General features: G+C 71.6%; 16 protein-coding genes and 1 pseudogene. 6 read left to right on the top strand and 11 right to left on the bottom strand.

Features of this window, described 5'->3' with window-relative positions; genetic code table 11:
- Positions 1 to 2,337 (bottom strand): endopeptidase La, encoded by a 2,337-nt coding sequence (lon, locus tag QTQ03_RS03960; protein WP_289276765.1) that lies wholly within the window; start codon positions 2,335 to 2,337, stop codon positions 1 to 3.
- 305 nt (positions 2,338 to 2,642) lie between these two features.
- Here lon and QTQ03_RS03955 point away from each other — a divergent pair, with 305 nt between their 5' ends.
- Both QTQ03_RS03955 and QTQ03_RS03950 read left to right on the top strand, forming a co-directional pair.
- A complete protein-coding gene (locus tag QTQ03_RS03955) occupies positions 2,643 to 2,987 on the top strand; it encodes a histone-like nucleoid-structuring protein Lsr2 (RefSeq protein WP_289276764.1) in 345 nt (114 codons plus the stop codon).
- A gap of 219 nt (positions 2,988 to 3,206) precedes the next feature.
- Entirely contained in the window at positions 3,207 to 4,049 is an 843-nt protein-coding gene (locus tag QTQ03_RS03950; protein WP_289276277.1) for a transposase family protein, read from the top strand.
- A 262-nt stretch (positions 4,050 to 4,311) separates the two neighbouring features.
- Here the strand turns inward: QTQ03_RS03950 and QTQ03_RS03945 are convergent, their stop codons facing one another.
- The 3 genes from QTQ03_RS03945 to QTQ03_RS03935 form a co-directional block, all read right to left on the bottom strand.
- Entirely contained in the window at positions 4,312 to 5,268 is a 957-nt protein-coding gene (locus tag QTQ03_RS03945) for a hypothetical protein (RefSeq protein WP_353890562.1), read from the bottom strand.
- Positions 5,269 to 5,819: 551 nt separating this feature from the next.
- Positions 5,820 to 5,957, bottom strand: a complete 138-nt coding sequence (locus QTQ03_RS03940) for a hypothetical protein (RefSeq protein WP_289276763.1) — start codon at positions 5,955 to 5,957, stop codon at positions 5,820 to 5,822.
- 312 nt (positions 5,958 to 6,269) lie between these two features.
- Positions 6,270 to 6,836: a nitroreductase family protein gene (locus QTQ03_RS03935; protein WP_502889838.1), complete on the bottom strand. Its 567-nt coding sequence runs from the start codon at positions 6,834 to 6,836 to the stop codon at positions 6,270 to 6,272.
- Positions 6,837 to 7,029: 193 nt separating this feature from the next.
- Here QTQ03_RS03935 and QTQ03_RS03930 point away from each other — a divergent pair, with 193 nt between their 5' ends.
- Positions 7,030 to 7,761: a helical backbone metal receptor gene (locus tag QTQ03_RS03930; RefSeq protein WP_289280663.1), complete on the top strand. Its 732-nt coding sequence runs from the start codon at positions 7,030 to 7,032 to the stop codon at positions 7,759 to 7,761.
- On the opposite strand, the gene QTQ03_RS03925 is transcribed toward QTQ03_RS03930, so the two are convergent.
- Complete coding sequence (locus QTQ03_RS03925) at positions 7,742 to 8,650, bottom strand: TerC/Alx family metal homeostasis membrane protein (protein WP_502889837.1); 909 nt, start codon at positions 8,648 to 8,650, stop codon at positions 7,742 to 7,744. The genes QTQ03_RS03930 and QTQ03_RS03925 overlap by 20 nt on opposite strands.
- Before the next feature lie 465 nt (positions 8,651 to 9,115).
- Here QTQ03_RS03925 and QTQ03_RS03920 point away from each other — a divergent pair, with 465 nt between their 5' ends.
- Positions 9,116 to 9,493, top strand: coding sequence for an FKBP-type peptidyl-prolyl cis-trans isomerase (locus QTQ03_RS03920; RefSeq protein WP_289276760.1), 378 nt, complete (start codon positions 9,116 to 9,118; stop codon positions 9,491 to 9,493).
- 112 nt (positions 9,494 to 9,605) lie between these two features.
- On the opposite strand, the gene QTQ03_RS03915 is transcribed toward QTQ03_RS03920, so the two are convergent.
- The 4 genes and pseudogenes from QTQ03_RS03915 to QTQ03_RS03905 form a co-directional block, all read right to left on the bottom strand.
- On the bottom strand, positions 9,606 to 9,974 hold the full coding sequence (locus QTQ03_RS03915; protein WP_289276759.1) for an STAS domain-containing protein: 369 nt from the start codon (positions 9,972 to 9,974) through the stop codon (positions 9,606 to 9,608).
- Between the two features lie 258 nt (positions 9,975 to 10,232).
- Complete coding sequence (locus QTQ03_RS30195; protein WP_353890657.1) at positions 10,233 to 10,454, bottom strand: hypothetical protein; 222 nt, start codon at positions 10,452 to 10,454, stop codon at positions 10,233 to 10,235.
- Between the two features lie 30 nt (positions 10,455 to 10,484).
- Positions 10,485 to 11,470, bottom strand: a pseudogene (locus QTQ03_RS03910) (L,D-transpeptidase); the annotation flags it as partial.
- A 303-nt stretch (positions 11,471 to 11,773) separates the two neighbouring features.
- Positions 11,774 to 13,165, bottom strand: a complete 1,392-nt coding sequence (locus tag QTQ03_RS03905) for a dihydrolipoamide acetyltransferase family protein (protein ID WP_289276758.1) — start codon at positions 13,163 to 13,165, stop codon at positions 11,774 to 11,776.
- 275 nt (positions 13,166 to 13,440) lie between these two features.
- On the opposite strand from QTQ03_RS03905, the gene QTQ03_RS03900 reads away from it, so the two are divergent.
- Together QTQ03_RS03900 and QTQ03_RS03895 are read left to right on the top strand one after the other, a co-directional pair.
- Positions 13,441 to 14,064, top strand: coding sequence for an IS110 family transposase (locus QTQ03_RS03900; RefSeq protein ID WP_289276757.1), 624 nt, complete (start codon positions 13,441 to 13,443; stop codon positions 14,062 to 14,064).
- Positions 14,065 to 14,694 carry a transposase gene (locus QTQ03_RS03895; RefSeq protein WP_353890625.1) on the top strand — a complete coding sequence of 210 codons (630 nt, stop codon included), beginning with the start codon at positions 14,065 to 14,067 and terminating at the stop codon, positions 14,692 to 14,694.
- A gap of 11 nt (positions 14,695 to 14,705) precedes the next feature.
- Here QTQ03_RS03895 and QTQ03_RS03890 read toward each other — a convergent pair whose 3' ends face one another.
- Together QTQ03_RS03890 and pdhA are read right to left on the bottom strand one after the other, a co-directional pair.
- The gene (locus QTQ03_RS03890) at positions 14,706 to 15,710 is read right to left on the bottom strand and encodes an alpha-ketoacid dehydrogenase subunit beta (RefSeq protein WP_289276756.1); all 1,005 of its coding nucleotides are present in this window, start codon (positions 15,708 to 15,710) and stop codon (positions 14,706 to 14,708) included.
- Positions 15,710 to 16,906 (bottom strand): pyruvate dehydrogenase (acetyl-transferring) E1 component subunit alpha, encoded by a 1,197-nt coding sequence (pdhA, locus tag QTQ03_RS03885; RefSeq protein ID WP_289280661.1) that lies wholly within the window; start codon positions 16,904 to 16,906, stop codon positions 15,710 to 15,712. Before pdhA ends, QTQ03_RS03890 begins: the two co-directional genes overlap by 1 nt.
- Positions 16,907 to 16,964 lie beyond the last annotated feature (58 nt).

Raw genomic sequence — 16,964 nt, 5'->3', positions numbered from 1 at the left:
TCACCGCGCCGTGAGCAACGCCGGACCGTCCTGCGCCGGATCGAGGTCGGCCGGGCGCAGCGCCAGGGCGAGCACGTCGGCGACGTCGGCGAGGGTGTGCACGGTCAGTGCCTCGCGCACCTCGGTCGGCAGGTCGTCGAGGTCCGGCTCGTTACGCTTCGGGATGATCACCTCGGTCAGACCCGCCCGGTGCGCGGCGAGCAGCTTCTGCTTCACGCCACCGATGGGCAGCACCCGACCGGAGAGGGTCACCTCACCGGTCATCCCGAACTCGGGGCGGACGGGCCGGCCGCTGGCCAGCGACGCCAGGGCGGTGACCATGGTGATGCCGGCGCTGGGGCCGTCCTTGGGCACCGCGCCCGCCGGGACGTGCAGGTGGATCCGCCGCCCGGCCAGCGCGTTCGGGTCCAGCCCCAGTCGCCGCCCGTTCGACCGCAGGTATGACAGGGCGATGTGCGCAGACTCCTTCATCACGTCGCCGAGCTGACCGGTCAGGGTCAACCCCGGCTCGCCGTCCATGCTGGTGGCCTCGATGAAGAGCACGTCACCGCCGGCGCCGGTGACCGCCAGGCCGGTGGCCACTCCCGGGACCGCCGTCCGCTCCGCCGACTCCGGGGTGTGCTTCGGCCGGCCCAGGTAGCGGGTCAGGTTGTCGGCGTCCACCCGGACCGGGGCCGGGTCGGTCGCCGACGCGACGGCCACCTTTCGCAGGATCTTCGCCAGGGCACGTTCGAGCTGCCGCACTCCGGCCTCCCGGGTGTGCTCCCCGGCGATTCGCGCCAGCGCCTCGTCGGTCACGCTGACCTCGTCGACGGTCAGCCCGGCCCGCTCCCGCTGCCGGGGCAGCAGGTGGTCACGGGCGATGGCCACCTTCTCGTCCTCGGTGTAGCCGTCCAGGGTGACCAACTCCATCCGGTCCAGCAGCGGGCCGGGGACGGTCTCCACCACGTTGGCGGTGGCCAGGAAGAGCACGTCGGACAGGTCGAGGTCGACCTCCAGGTAGTGATCCCGGAAGGTGTGGTTCTGGGCCGGGTCGAGCACCTCCAGCAGGGCCGCGGCCGGGTCACCGGCGTAGCCGACGGCCAGCTTGTCGACCTCGTCGAGGAGCACGACCGGGTTCATCGAGCCGGCCTCGCGCAGGGCGCGGACGATCCGGCCGGGCAGCGCGCCGACGTACGTACGCCGGTGGCCGCGGATCTCCGCCTCGTCGCGGACACCGCCGAGGGAGACCCGGACGAAGTTGCGACCGAGCGCCCGGGCGACGGACTCGCCGAGGCTGGTCTTGCCGACCCCGGGCGGGCCGGCGAGGGCGAGCACCGCGCCGGAGCCGCGACCGCCGACCACGCCGAGGTTGCGCTCCGCTCGCCGGTTACGCACCGCGAGGTACTCCAGGATGCGGTCCTTCACGTCGGCCAGGCCGGCGTGGTCGGCGTCGAGCACCGCGCGGGCCGCAGTCAGGTCGGTGTTGTCCTCGGTCCGCGTGGTCCACGGCAGTTCCAGCACCGTGTCCAGCCAGGTGCGGATCCAGCCGGTTTCCGGGGAGGCGTCACTGGCCCGTTCCAGTTTGCCGACCTCGCGTAGCGCCGCCTCACGGACCTTGTCGGGCAGGTCGGCCGCCTCGACCCGCGCCCGGTAGTCGGCGGAGCCGTCCGGCGCGTCCTCGCCGAGTTCCTTGCGGATCGCGCCGAGCTGCTGGCGGAGGAGGAACTCGCGCTGGGACTTCTCCAACCCCTCGCGGACGTCGGTGTTGATCTGCTCGGCCACCTCCTGCTCGGTCAGGTGGTCCTTGACCCAGCCGACGAGCAGTTCCAGTCGGGCGGTGACGTCCGGCGCGGCGAGCAGCTCGGTCTTCTGTGCGAGGCTGAGCCAGGAAACGTAGCCGGCCGAGTCGGCCAGTTCGGAGAGGTCGGTCATCCGCTCGATCGCGTCGATGACCTGCCAGGCACCGCGCTGCTGAAGCACCGATGTCATCAGGGCCCGGTACTCGCGGGCGAGTTCCCGGGCGCGTCCGGCGGGGGCGGGCTCGGACAGTTCGGTCGCCTCGACCCAGAGGGCGGCGCCGGGTCCGGGGACACCGGAGCCGATCCGGGCCCGGGTGAGGCCGCGGATCACGGCGGCTGGTTCCCCGCTGGGAAGTCGACCGACCTTCTCGATGGTGGCGACGACGCCGACGGGACCGTACTCGCCATCGAGGCGGGGCACCGCGAGCAAGCTACGGTCACCGGCGGCTCGGGCCGCGTCGACGGCGGCCTGGGTGGTCGGGTCAAGGGTCACCGGGATCACCATGCCGGGCAGCAGCACGGCGTCGGTCAAGGGAAGTACCGGAAGAGTCGCCATCGAACACCTGCCATCGCGTTGAGTTGAGCGTGTTCAACTCAAGTAACAAACCGTACCCCTTGTTCCTGCCTGTGACCTACGACACGTGACGCTGTGCTGGGCGACACCCGAGGGACACCCGCCGCAGGCACCGGCCAGCGGTCCGCCCCACCCGCCGGGAGCAGTTTCCGGCTGGGTCGACCATCGAATTTCGCTGGAGGATTACTCGACTCGCCGGAATGAAGACGACGCGCTTTCTTGCGATAGTGCCGCGGGATACGTCAAACTTTGACCACACCCCATCCCCACACAGGGAGTAATCGGCGATGGCCAGAAAAGTAATCACAGTTCTGACTGACGACCTCGACGGCGGAATGGCCGATCGGACCGTCGAGTTCAGCTTGGACGGCGTGGCGTACACGATCGACGTCTCCGACGAGAACGCGGGCGTCCTGCGGAAGTCGTTGGACCCGTACCTCAACGCCGGGCGGCGGATCGGCCGTGGTGGCGTCGACACGTCACGGACATCCCGTCGCGGAGCCGGATCGGCGGCGGGAATGGACCGCGAGCAGAACCGGGCGATCCGCGAATGGGCCGCGAAGAACGGCTACAAGATTTCCGAGCGCGGTCGGATCCCGGTCGAGGTCGTCGAGGCCTACAAGAAGCGCTGAGCCAGCAGCGGGCCCAACCCGCGCGCGGGGTCGCGCTTGAAGGGGGTGCGGCCCCGCCGGTATTCGCGTGCCGATCATTGAGCTGATCTCAGCGACGCGAATGTGTTGATTGGTACGACACGGGCGAACCGGGTCACGCCGGACGGTGCTGGAAGTGGGCGTGGAGCCATCGATAGACAGGTCTTTGCGACAAGATCCACGTCTTCGAGAGGGCTCCACGTGATTGCCTATCGTGCCATGGTCGACGTCCCCAGGGAACTCGTGCAGTACCTCGGCCGGCTGCTTGCCGCGCAACGCCGAGCCAAGGGGACACGGCGCGACACCCGCGCGTTGACCTGCTTCTACCAGGCACTCCTGGTGCTCGTCTGGTTCCGCAAAGGCGAGGACGCGACCCTGCTGGGCGCCGGGTTCGGCATCTCCCGGGCCACTGCGTACCGGTATATGGCCGAGGGTGTCGCAGTGTTGGCCGCGCAGGCCCAGGATCTACACACAGCCCTGCGCCGGGTCGCCGACGACGGCTGGTCGTACGTGATCCTGGACGGAAAGCTGTTCGACTGCGACCGGGTGGCCGAGACCACCCTCAGCGTCAAGGGCGACACGATCGACGCCTGGTATTCCGGCAAGCATCGTGACTTCGGCGGAAACGTTCAAGCGGTCATGCGCCCGGACGGCCTGCCGGTGTGGACCTCCGCGGCGATGCCGGGGCATCTGCACGATCTGACCTGCGCCCAACAGCAGGGCATCACGGCTGCCCTGAACTGGGCCGCCTCCGAACTCGACCTGCCTACCCTGGCCGACTCCGGTTACGAAGGCGCAGGTCAAGGCGTCAAAGTCCCGGTCAAGCAGCCCACCGACGGGCAGCGGCTCGCTCCCGACAACCGCGCCTACAACCGGCTGCTACGCGGACTGCGCTGGCAGGGCGAACGCGGCTTCGCGATCCTGGTCGGACGCTGGAAAACCCTCCGGCATACCACCGCCAGCCCACACCGGATCAGCGACATCCTCGCCGCCGCACTCCACCTGACCCATTTCGAGTACAAGTACCTACCGCAAAGTCGCTGAGATTACTTCATTCCGCCCACCGAAGCGTGGCGCGTCACCCACACCGGCGGCGGTCACCCCTTCGTCACACCATGCGCCGCAATTGATCACAAGGCTGACGGGCCGTTACGGAGCAGCGGCTGGCCAGGGCCGGGACGGGTCGAGGAATCACCGCGCTCCGGGTCCGAACATCCGCCTGATCCGCTGACCCGATTGGCTTCGGCGGCAAGCCGACCCGGCGCCGGGCCGCCCGGGCACGCCCCCGGACGGCCCGCGGCCCCGCTCAGTTGACCTCGACCCGGACCACGTCGAACGCCGGGGTCTGGTTGGCCCGCTCCATCATGGGCACCCGGTGCGAGCCGTCACCGGCCCAGACCGCGCACTGGGCGACGCCGGACTCCGGCAGCCCGGGAACCTGGATCGTGACCTGGTCGGGCCGGGCTCCGCCCCCGTTGTCCTCGGTGGCGACGAAGAACGCCGGTACCGCCTCCGGGTTCGCCGGCGCCTCCGACGTGCTCTCCAGCATTCGACACGCGGTGTGGAAGTGCCCGCGCGTCAGGCCCTGGTCGTTGAGCAGCGAGCTCTCGACGTAGTAGCCGCCCTGACCGGCGGCCAGGAACCGGTCCCGGATGAGATTCTTGGTGGAGACCCGCAAGGTGAACGGCTCGTCGCGCTCCACCTGCTGCGGAAAGTCCGTGATCAGCAGAGAGGGGTTGTTCGCGGCGGCACCGACCTCACCGAAAGCGGTGCTGACACAGCGGTTGCCGTTCTGGAATCCGTCGTGTGGCTGGAGCTGGCTGTTGTCGCAGTTGTTTGCGAGCACATCGAGTCCTGCACCCGGCGCGTTGTCGCCGCCGCCGTCATCGTCGTTGCCGCCGTCGTTGTTGTCGCCGTCGTTGTTGTCGCCGGTCGGGGCGACCTGGCACCCGGCAAGCTGGGACAGGTTGCGGGGGCGCGGACCGAACCGGTCGATGGCGCTGGCGATACGGCTCAGCGTCGCCTGCCGCTTGCTGGCCAGCGGGGCCAGGATGGCGCTTCGGATGAACCTCTCGCCGCGACGCCCCTCGGCGGCTAGCCGCCGGTCGGCCTCGGTGATCTGGTCCTGCAGCTGGGCGAGGTTCCGATCCACCTCGGCGCGGGCCCGCTCCGGCACCTGCGGCAGCGCACCGGCCACGTCGGGACAGGCGACGGCGGTACCGCCGTTGTCCGCGGGGGCGTCGCCGTCCGGGTCTCCTGGCACTCCTCGACCGACTGCTGACCGTCACCCCAGTGGTTACGCACCCACCGGCCGTTCTGCCAGGTACGGGTCGTGGTGCCGGTAGCGGCCGGCGCGGTCGCGCCCGGGCTGGGCGGCACGCACTCGGCGGCCGCCCGTCGGGGCTTGTTCGACCGTCGCTCCCCGGCCGACGAGATCTGGGTCACGGCGACGATGCCGCCGAAGACCGCGAGTGTGCCGATCACAGCGATCAGTCGCTTGCTCCTCGCGTTGCCGGATGACCGGCGCACCCGTATGGACCTGCGCATCGAATTACTCCTTCGCGATCCGGTTGTTGAATCGAGACCTCGGCGGACCTACGGAATTGAGATGGCACACCCGGCGTCAGGCGTCGGGGCGTACCCGGCGGCGCGTCGATGACCGACGATGCCCTCCCGCACCGTCTTCCGCGTCTGATTGACGCGGTCGGGAAGATCCTGTCCATTCCCGCATGAGTACGGGGCCACGTCGGCGGAGGTTCAACACCGGCGTGGAAAACTCGCCGCGATGCTTGCGGGCGCGCCAGGAGTGCCTCGTCAGCCGACGCAGAGGTGGTCGAAAGCGAAGCCGTCGACCAGCTCGTCGCGGCGGGCGGTTGACCGGCGGATTCCGGCCCGCAACCCGTCCCGCGACGTCAGCGCCCGCGCGGCGCTCTCCCGAGCGCGCAGGCGCACCGACGGCCAGCGTGGCGAGATCCTCGGCGAGCCGGTCGATCCCGGTGGAGAACCGGTGCTCCACCACCGTCACCAGCTCCGCGAGGTCGGGCGACCGGTCTTCGCGACGCAGACCGCGACGTCGTAGGTCTCCCACGGGGCGCCGGTCCACTGGCGACCGGTGACACCGGGCACACGCCGCTGCACCAGGTCTCCCAGCCGCCGCGGGCCGTGCGCGACCTCGTCACCTCAGGTCAACACGGAGCCCGCACGCTGTCCACGGGCACCGCCCGGCAGCCAGCCGCCTTCCGCGCCACCGCGTGGACGGACGGCTCACCGCCAGACGACCACCTCGGAGAGCGGCTTACGGGTGATGGCCGGAACGGTGGCCCCGTCCGCCGGGTAACCCACCGGAATGACCACGTTGGCCCGTTCCTCGGTGGGCCGGTCCAGCAGCTCGTTGAGGAAGCGCATCGGGCTCGGAGTGTGGGTGAGGGTGGCAAGGCCCGCCTGGTGCAGCGCGGCGAGCAGGAGTCCGACCGCGATCCCCACCGACTCCTTGACGTAGTAGGGGCGCGGGGTGTCCGGACCGCGGTGCACCTCGAAGACCACGATCACCGCGGGCGCGGTCTCCAGGAACGGCTTGCTCGCGTCGGTGCCCAGCGGCGCCAGCGCCGCCAACCACTCCTCCGGTGCGCGCTGTTCGTAGAAGATGCGCTCCTCGGCCTCGGCGGCGACCCGCAGCCGGCGCTTGAGCTCCGGGTCGGTGACCACCACGAATCGCCACGGCTGCCGGTTGGCGCCGCTCGGCGCCGAAGCCGCGGCACGCAACGCCTGGTCAAGGACGCCGGCCGGGATCGGTCGGTCGCCGAAGTCGCGGATGGTGCGACGTCGCACCATCGCGTCGGCGAAGGCCCGGGACCGGGCCAGCGCCTCCGTCGGAGATACGCCGTAGTCGGGTACGGGCCGAGTGGGTGGATCCGCGGGGGTGTTCGGGGGCACCGTGTCATTGTCGACACCCCACCCCGCCCCGGCCAGCCGAACACGCGGCATGATCGGCGTGAGCCGGCAGACGAAGGGGGTGGACGGGCGGATGCGGGTGGTGTCACTGGTGCCGTCACTGACCGAGGCGGTGGCGTCGACGCTCCCCGGGCTGTTGGTCGGGGCGACCGACTGGTGCACCCACCCCGTCGGGCTGGACGTGCCACGGGTCGGCGGCAGCAAATACCCGGACCTGGACCGGATCCGCGCGCTCCGGCCCGACCTGGTCCTGGTCAACGTCGAGGAGAACCGACGCGAAGACGCCGATGCCCTGGCGGCGGCCGGCGTGCCGGTGCGGGTCACCTACCCTCGCACGGTGGACGACGCGCTCACCGAGCTCGCCGCCCTGCTGGCGGAGCTGGGCGCGGCGGCCGAGCCGGGCTGGCTGACTGCTGCCCGCCACGCGTGGAGCGCCGTGCCGGTCGACGCGCCGCCACGTCGGGCGGTGGTGCCGGTCTGGCGGCGGCCGTGGGTGGTGCTGGGTCGGGACACGTTCGCCGGTGACGTACTGCGCCGGCTGGGCGTGACCCACCTGTACGCCGACCACGCCGAGCGGTATCCGCGGCCGCCCCTGGCCGAGCTGCGGGCGCGGAAGCCGGAGCTGGTGGTGCTGCCGGACGAGCCGTACCCGTTCGCCCCGGGCGACGGCCCGGAGGCGTTCCCGGGTGTGCCGTGCGCCCTGGTCTCCGGCCGGCACCTGACCTGGTACGGGCCGTCGCTGGGCGAGGCGCCCGCCCGGCTCGCGGCCCAGCTCGCGGCGGCAGTCAGCGATCCGGCGGGATGAGCCGCCGCTGGCCGGCCCGGTTGCGTCCCCGGCGGGCGACGACAGCGCTCCAGGCGATCGAGGCCGACAGGGCCAGCACCACCACCGTCAGCGTGAGCCAGACCGGTACCTCGCCCACCGGCGTCTCGGCGAGGATCAGCTTCACTCCGGCGAAGGCGAGCACGACCGCCAGTCCGTACCGCAGGTAGCCGAAGTGCCGCAGCAGACCGGCCAGGCAGAAGTAGAGGCTCCGCAGGCCGAGCACGGCGAACGCGGTCGCCGTCCAGACCAGGAACGTGTCGGTGGTGATGGCGAGGATCGCCGCCACCGAGTCGATCGCGAAGACCACGTCGGTGCCCTCGATCGCGGCGAGCGCGACCAGCAGCAGCGTGGCTCTGCGCTGGCCGTCGACCCGGGCCGTGAAGTGGCTACCGTGGTAATGCGGATCGGTCGGCACCAGCCGCCGGACGAGCCGCACGGCCGGGTTGCGGCCCGGGTCGACCTCGGGTTCGCCGCGCGCGGCGAGTCGCCAGCCCGTCCAGACCAGGAACGCTCCGAGGGCAAGCCCGGCCCAGGCCAGCCGGTCCAGTAGGTGGGCGCCGGCGAAGATGAAGACGAGCCGGAAGGCGAGGGCGCCAACCACTCCCCAGAAGAGGACCTTGTGCTGGAACTCGTCGGGGACCCGAAAGTAGCGGAACAGCAGCGCGAACACGAAGACGTTGTCGATGGACAGGGCCTTCTCGAGCAGGTAGCCGGAGTAGTACGCGCCCGCGGGCTGGCCGCCCAGCCAGATCAGGACCACCAGTCCGAACGAGAGACCGGCGGTGATCCACACCGCCGACCAGGCGAGCGCCTCGCGCAGCTCGATGAGGTGGTTGTCGCGGTGGGAGAGCACGTCGACCGCGAGCATGACGGCGATGACCGCGCCGACCGCCGCCCAGCCCCACAGCGGCACGGCGAACGTCGCCTCGTCCACCCGGCGCCCTCCGCATCCGTGACGCCGCGCCCCGCCGACGGTGCGGGGCGGCCGGGCCCGCCGGATCGTCGACCGGACCGGGCCGCGTCGTCGCCTCCGAGACTAGGCGAGCCGGCCGGCTGGTCGTCGTGGCTCCGCCGAACTCGACGCCCGCCGAGGGCCGACCCACGGGCGGCACACCCGCGACCGGTCACCGCGCCTTCACCGCGCGTGACGATGTCGACCAGCCGCCCCGCTCGTCCAGCACGGCAGGCGGTTCACCGGCCCGTTGTCCCATCAGCCGCGGGCCTGCCGCGGCACTCCGACGATGTGGCCGCGCCCGACAGGCATCGGCGGATCACGATCCGGCAGGATCACGGTGCGAACGACGTCACGACCGACACGGTAGGAGACTCCCGGATGGACCAGGCAGGCAAGCCCGAAGTGGGCCCGATCGTTGGCGCGCCCCCGGCCGATCTCGTCATCGAGGACATCACCATCGGGGAGGGGCCAGAGGCGCAGGTGGGGCAGGTCGCGAACGTCCACTACGTCGGTGTCGCCCACTCCACCGGCCGGGAGTTCGACGCGTCGTGGAACCGGGGGGAGCCGTTCGGGTTCCCGCTCGGGGGTGGACGGGTCATCGCCGGCTGGGATCGGGGTGTCGTCGGCATGAAGGTCGGTGGTCGTCGTCGCCTGACCATCCCGCCGCACCTCGGCTACGGCGACCGGGGCGCCGGAGGCGTCATCAAGCCGGGTGAGACCCTGGTGTTCGTCGTCGACCTGCTCGACGTCCGCTGACCTCCGCCGCCCCGCACAGCCAGCCGCCAGCGCGGGGACAAGATTCGCCCGCGAGCCCGTGGCATCGGTCGGCCGAGCCCCGGGCGTGCCCGGACGACGCCCGCCTTGGCGCTCAGGCCGCGATCAGCTCCCGCACGGTCGGGACGGGAGCGGCCGGATCGGCTGCGACGACCCGGACCACCCGGAGCAGGCCCGTCACCCGCAGCACCCGGGCCACCACCGGGTCGGGGCGCACCAGCACCAGTTCCCCGCCACCGGAGCGGAGCCGCAGGTGGGCGGCGACCAGCGCGCGCACCCCGACGGCGGAGAGGACACTGACGCCGGACAGGTCCAGCCGGAGCACCGACCGGGCTGGCACCGCCCACAGCGCCGAGCGCAGCACGCCGACGGTCGCGATGTCCACCTCGCCGACGGCTCGCACGTCTACCACCCGGTCACCCATGTCGACCTCGACGTGGAACCGATCGTCCCGCTGCCCCATACCGACGAATCTAGCCCGCCCCACCGACAGTTTCGTCCCCCCGCAGGCCGGGATCCGGGTACGACCAGGGTCGCACCCCCACGGGTCGGGGATCCCCCTTCCGGGTGGCACCCGGGAGAACCGCCCACCGGGTCCGGCGAACGGTTCAGCAGAGGCCGTGGGCGGCGGGCGGACGGGTACCGTCCCGCTGACGGTCCGCCGGACCGGGACGCCGCGGGGGACCCACCCGCTCCCGGCCGGTCCCCCGCGTCCCCTGGTTCAGCCGCTCTCGGACGGCACCGGCGAGGGCGAGCCGCCGGCCACCATGCCGGGATGCGGCGCCTGCGTGGGGCTCGGCTTGAGCCCGGCGGGCACGGGCAGGGCGCTGCCCTTGACGTACTGGTCCCAGCTCACGTTCCAGGCCGTCCAGCCGTTGCCCTCGGTCAACTCGACCTCGGTGCCCTTGAAGGTGACCAGGTCGCCGACCTGGGTGACGCCCATCAGCCAGTCCGCGGCGGCGGAGGAGACGTTGGTGCAGCCGTGCGAGACGTTGGTGTACCCCTGGTCCCCTTCGGACCACGGCGCGGCGTGGATGAACTCGCCGCCCCAGGTGAGGCGCTGCGCGTCCTCGACGTCGACCACGTAGCCGCCGTTCGGCTCCCCCGGGTGTCGAACGTGGCGTACTGGTGCTTCTCCATGATCACCATCTTGCCGCTGGAGGTCGGTGTGCTCGGCTTGCCCAGACTCACCGGGATCCGGCGGATCAGCTTGCCGTCGCGGTGCACGGACATCTGTTTGGTGGCGTTGTCGATCTCCAGGGAGACCTGCCGGCCGATCTTCGAGGTCGCCCTCCGGTCGGAGTCGCCGACATGCTCCTTGCCGATCGGCAGCCCCTCGAGGCCGGCGCGGACGCTGATCGTGGTTCCCGGACGCCAGAAATCGGGTGCCCGGTAGTAGACCTGGCTGCCGTCGGACACCCAGGACCAAACGCCAGGCTGGGGCGGATTGGTCTTAACGAACAATCGGCGCTGCACCGTCGCCCTGGCCTCTTTCGGAATGGGCGGATCGAACGCGACGGTCACCGGCATGGCCGTTCCGTACGTCCGATTGCCGGCGAAATACAACGTGCTGGTGATTGCTGGTTTGGTGGACTTCGGCATGGTCGTGAAGGTCGTCCGCTGGGTGGCCGTCTTGCCGGAGTCGCCGGTGGCGGTCACCTCAGCCGTGTAGGTCCGGCGGGGCCGCAGCGGCGCGCTCGGCACCCAGGCCGAGCCGTCCTCCCGGGGCTCCGTTTTGACGTCCGCTCCCTTGTCGTCGGTGATCCGGACCGAAGTCACCTTGCCGCCCTTGACGGCGACGCCCACCTCGGCGCTGATCGGGACGTCCCGGGCCCGGTCGGCCGGAGTGACGGCCAACTCCGGGGCAGTCCGGCCCTCCTCCGATCGTGCGTTGCGGTCGACGGTGCATCCGCCGAGGGCCAACGGTACGATCGCGACGGCCGCCGCGAGCAGCGTCATTCGTCGCCTGAAATCCATGATGCTCCCCCCGCTCTCGCCTTCCTCCGCCACATTCTCTCCGCCCCGCACACTTACGCACGCAATTTCGCTGAATCCCCGGGCGCAGTTATCGACCCCCATTCTCCGATCCGGCGCGAGCTGCGCCGCCCGTTACCGACCGTGCCCGAACACCACTGGCCGTCCGCCTTCGACCCCGACCCGCCTGGTTCGCCCATTCCACCGGCCTTCCTCGCCCGCCGACGCACGCCCCGGCCAGGAACGCGGAAGCCCTGGACGTGCGTCCAGGGCTTCCGCGTTCTGGTTTCACAGGTTGGCGATCAACACCGCCGGTCGCTCGACGCAGTCCGCGACGTGCCGCAGGAAGCCGCCGGCCACCCCGCCGTCGCAGACCCGGTGGTCGAAGGTGAGGCTCAGCTGGGTCACCTTCCGCACTGCGAGCTGCCCGTCGACCACCCACGGCTTGTCCACGATCCGCCCCACACCGAGCAACGCCGCCTCCGGGTGGTTGATGATCGGGGTCGAACCGTCGACACCGAACACGCCGTAGTTGTTCAGCGTGAACGTGCCGCCGGTGAGCCGGGCCGGCGGGAGGGTACCGGCCCGCGCCGCCGCCGTGGTGTCCGCCAGCGCGACGGCCAACTCGGCGGTGGTGAGCCGCTGCGCGTCCCGCAGTACCGGCACCACCAGGCCCCGGTCGGTCTGGGCGGCGATGCCCAGGTGCACGCCGGCGGACTGGACGACCCGCTGCCGTTCGGTCTCTACCCGGGCATTGAGCTGCGGAAACCGCCGCAGGCCCGACAGGCAGACCCGGGCCAGCAGCGCCAGGACGCTCACCGGCGTGTCCGGGGTGGTCGCGTTGATCGCCACGCGGGTCTCCAGCAGGGCGGTCGCGTCGACGTCCACCCAGATGGTCACCTCCGGGATCTCCCGCCGGCTGCGGGACAGCTTGTCGGCGATGGCCTTGCGGATGCCGGTCAGCGGCACGACCACGTCGCCGTCGCTCAGCTCGCCGTGCGCCACCGGGGCGTCGGGCACGGCGGTGAGCGGCGCGGTCGGCGAGGCCACGGCAACCTCCACGTCGGCGCGGCGGATCACGCCGCCGGGCCCGGTGCCGTGCAGGGACGCCAGGTCGATGCCGCCTTCCCGCGCCAACCGCCGGACGATCGGGGAGATGACCAGCGGGGCGGTCCGTGACACGTCCGGGCCGTCCACCGAGCGCCACGTGGACGCCCTGGCGGCGGCCGGGGAACCGCCGGGTGCGACCGAGGTGCCGGCCGGCGTCGGCACGCCCGCCCCGGACTCCGGCGCGACGACGACACGAGGTCGGCGCCGCCGGCCTGCGCCGCCGTGGCCGGTGCCGTAGCCGATCAGGACATTTCCGGAGCCGGCCCGCTCCTCCTCCCGGTAGGCGGCGGGCTCGGAACCGTCGTCGGGCGCGGACCCCCCGGCCGTGTCCGGTGGGGCGATCGTGACCAACGGCTGGCCGACCGGGCGGACCTCACCCGCCGCGCCGTGCAGGGCCACCACCCGCCCGGCGTACGGACAGGGCACGTCGACGACGGCCTTGGCGGTCTCCACCTCGACGACGGTCTGGTCCACGGTCACCGTGTCGCCGACGACGACCCGCCACTCGACGATCTCCGCCTCGGTCAGCCCCTCCCCGAGGTCCGGCAGGAGGAAAACCTTCTCGCTCACTGGTGCACCATCCTCAGGTCACTGATCCCGTCGGGGTTGGTGATGCGCCCGAGGTGCCGCCCGGTCATCGCCCTGCTCGCTTGACACGGTTGATGTCCAGCATGAGATCTGCGAGATCTGGCGGTTCCCCGGGACGTGCCGACCGTCGACAGGGCTGAGCGCCAAAGCCTCGTGCTGCGAGCGCCGATCAGTGAGCGAACCGGCTGCCACGTCCCGGCACCATCGGCACCGTACGAGGGCGCCTCCCCACTGGGACTAGCAGCGAGGAGGCTGACGTGAAGTCTGCCAGTAACACCCTGCCCGAGGAAGCTCCGAACGATGTGACCGCTGGCCTGGACTGGGCCCGCGACGATCACGCCGTGTCGGTCGTCAACGGCCGCGGCCGCGAGATCGCCCGGCACACGGTCGAGCACACCGCCGCCGGCCTGCGCGAGCTGATCACCGTGCTGGCCGCCGCGGGCTGCCGGGAGGTCGCGATCGAACGCCCCGACGGGCCGGTGGTCGACACCCTGCTCGATGCGGGGCTGACCGTGGTCGTGATCAGTCCGAACCAGGTCAAGAACCTGCGTGGCCGGTACGGCTCGGCCGGCAACAAGGACGACCGGTTCGACGCGTTCGTGCTGGCCGACACCCTGCGCACCGACCGGGCCCGCCTCCAGCCGCTGGTTCCGGACAGCCCGCAGACCATCGCGCTGCGCCGCACGGTCCGGGCCCGACGCGACCTGGTCGCGCACCGGGTCGCTCTGGCCAACCACCTGCGCGCCCACCTGCGCCTGGTCTTCCCCGGCGCGGTCGGCCTGTTCAGCGAGATCGACTCGCTGATCAGCCTGGCATTCCTGATCCGTTTCCCGACCCAGGACAAGGCCGACTGGCTCACCCCAGCCCGGCTGGCCAAGTGACTGTCCTCGGTCGCCTACTCCGGTCGCACCAACCCGGTCGTACTGCACACCCACCTGACCGCCGCGCCCCGCGGCGCCGTCGGCGACAAAGCCGCCGCGCACACCGCGATCACCGAATCCTTCGTCGCCGCACTGACCGTCGTCGGCAAGCAGATCAAGGCCCTGGAGGCCCAGATCAGCACCCAACTCGCCCGGCACGCCGACCGGCACATCTTCACCAGCCTGCCCCGCTCCGGGCAGGTCCGAGCGGCACGGCTGCTGGCCGAGATCGGCGACTGCCGAGCCAAATTCCCCACAGCCGAAGCGCTGATCTGCCTGGCCGGTACCGCGCCGTCCACCCGCCAGTCCGGCAAGTCCCGTGTCGTCGGGTTCCGCTGGGCCTGCGACAAACAACTCCGCGACGCCGTCTGCGACTTCGCCGGCGATTCCATCAAGGCCAACCCGTGGGCCGCCAACCTCTACTGGCAGGCCCGCCAACGTGGACACGACCACCCACACGCCGTCCGCGTCCTGGCCCGCGCCCGGATCACCGTCATCTGGCACTGCTGGCACGACGGCGTCGCCTACGACCCCACCAAACACCGGGCCCTGCAACGACTCATCAACCAAGATCAACAAGCGGTAGGTTGACACAGGGCTTCTCATGCCGCCACCCAGCGCTCGTCGGGCCGGTCGTCCCACTGAAGACGGGCCACCGCGTCGAGGACGCGTTCCACGCCGGGCAGGTGGGTGTGCTCCAGCATCGGCGCCGGGTACGGGATGTCCAGGCCGGACACCCGCAGCACCGGGGCGTGCAGGGAGTGGAAGCAGCGCTCCTGCACCCGGGCGGCGATCTCCGCGCCGACTCCGGCGAAGCCCTGCGCCTCCTGGATCACCACGCAACGACCGGTCTTGCGCACCGACGCGGTGACGGTGCCGTCGTCGAACGGCACGATCGTCCGTACGTCGACGACCTCCAGATCCCAGCCCTCCTCGCGGGCGGCCTCGGCGGCCTCCAGGGCCACCGGCACCGCCGGCCCGTACGCGACCAGGGTGGCGTCGGAGCCCGAGCGGCGGACGGCCGCGCGGCCGAACGGCTCGGTCCGGGCCGGCAGCACGGCCTCGGCGCTGGCGAAGTAGAGCTTCTTCGGCTCCATGAACACGACCGGGTCCGGGTCGGCGATCGCCGCACGCAGCAGCGAGTACCCGTCCTCGACGGTCGCCGGAGTGACCACCTTGAGGCCGGGGGTGTGCGCGTAGTACGCCTCGGAGGAGTCGCAGTGGTGCTCCACTCCGCCGATACCGCCCGCGTACGGGACGCGAATGACAATGGGCACGCTGAGCGCACCCCGGGTGCGGTTGCGCAGCTTCGCCACGTGCGAGGCGATCTGCTCGAACGCCGGATACGCGAACGCGTCGAACTGCATCTCCACCACCGGCCGCAGGCCCGACATGGCCAGGCCGACAGCGAAGCCGACGATGCCGGCCTCGGCGAGCGGGGTGTCGAAACAGCGCTTGTCGCCGAACCGGGCCGCCAGGCCGTCGGTGATCCGGAAGACGCCGCCGAGTTGGCCGACGTCCTCGCCGAAGACGACCACCCGCTCGTCGTCGAGCAGCGCGTCGGCAAGCGCCGCGTTGAGCGCCTTCGCCATGGTCATGGCAGCCATCAGGCGTCCCCCTCCTGCTCGGCCGCGGCCAGCTCGGCGCGGACCTGCTCGCGCTGCTCGACCAGGTGCGGGGTCGGCTCGGCGTAGACGTGGTCGAACAGGCTCAGCGGGTCGACGGTGGGCTTGTCGTGCATCCGGTCGCGCAGGTCGGCTGCGTACGCCTCGGCCTCCCCGGCCACCGCGGCCACGGCCGCGTCGTCGAGCGCGCCGCGGGCCCGCAGATACGTCTCCAGCCGGGCGAGCGGGTCGCGATCCCGCCAGGCGTCCACCTCGTCGGCGTCCCGGTAGCGGGTGGCGTCGTCGGCGTTGGTGTGCGGCTCCATCCGGTAGGTGTGCGCCTCCACCAGGAACGGACCGTGACCGGCGCGGGCGTGCGCCACCGCGCGGGTGAGCACCGCGAGCACGGCGACCGGGTCGTTACCGTCGACCTGTTCGCTGGGCACGCCGTAGCCGACGCCCTTGTACGCCAGGCTCGGCGCGGCGGTCTGCCGGGAGAGCGGGACGCTGATCGCGTACCGGTTGTTCTGCACGAAGTAGACCACCGGCGCCTTGAACACGGCCGCGAAGTTGACCCCCTCGTGGAAGTCGCCCTCGCTGGTGGCGCCGTCGCCGACGAAGGCCACGGCCACCGTGTCCCGCCCCTGGTACGCCTCCCCGTACGCCAGGCCGGCGGCGTGCACGCACTGGGTGGCGAGCGGGGTGCACTGTGGGGCGGTGCGCCGGACTGCCGGGTCGTACCCGCAGTGCCAGTCGCCGCGCAGCAGCGTCAGCACCTCGACCGGGTCGATGCCCCGGGCGGTCAGCGCCATCGACTCGCGATAGGTGGGGAAGACCCAGTCGTCGTCGCGTAGGGCGAGGATCGCGCCGACCTGGCAGGCCTCCTGTCCCCGCGCGGACGGGTACACGGCCAGCCGGCCCTGCTTGGTCAGCGCGGTGGCCTGGACGTCGAAGCGGCGACCGATCACCATCCGTCGGTGCAGCTCGACGAGCGCCTCGACGGGCGGCTCGGGGTAGTCGGCGGGGGCCGGCAGCGGGGTGCCGTCGGCGGCGAGCAGGCGGACCGGCTCGCCGGCCGGCAGCAACGCACGGGCCGGGTCCGGCGTGGTGGCCGGCCGGGATCCGCGTCGGGACTCCCTGCGGACCGCCTGGGGTGTGGTCGTCACGGCGGGCACCTCCTGGACATCTGGTGCGCCTATGCTCCTGCTGTCGGATGATTGACTCAAGATCCCCGGTGAACGCGGGATGAATGGCGGT

Source organism: Micromonospora sp. WMMA1363 (assembly GCF_030345795.1).
Lineage (GTDB): Bacteria > Actinomycetota > Actinomycetes > Mycobacteriales > Micromonosporaceae > Micromonospora.
The sequence above is the reverse complement of the archived record's forward strand: the minus strand, read 5'-3'. Positions and strand labels throughout refer to the sequence as shown.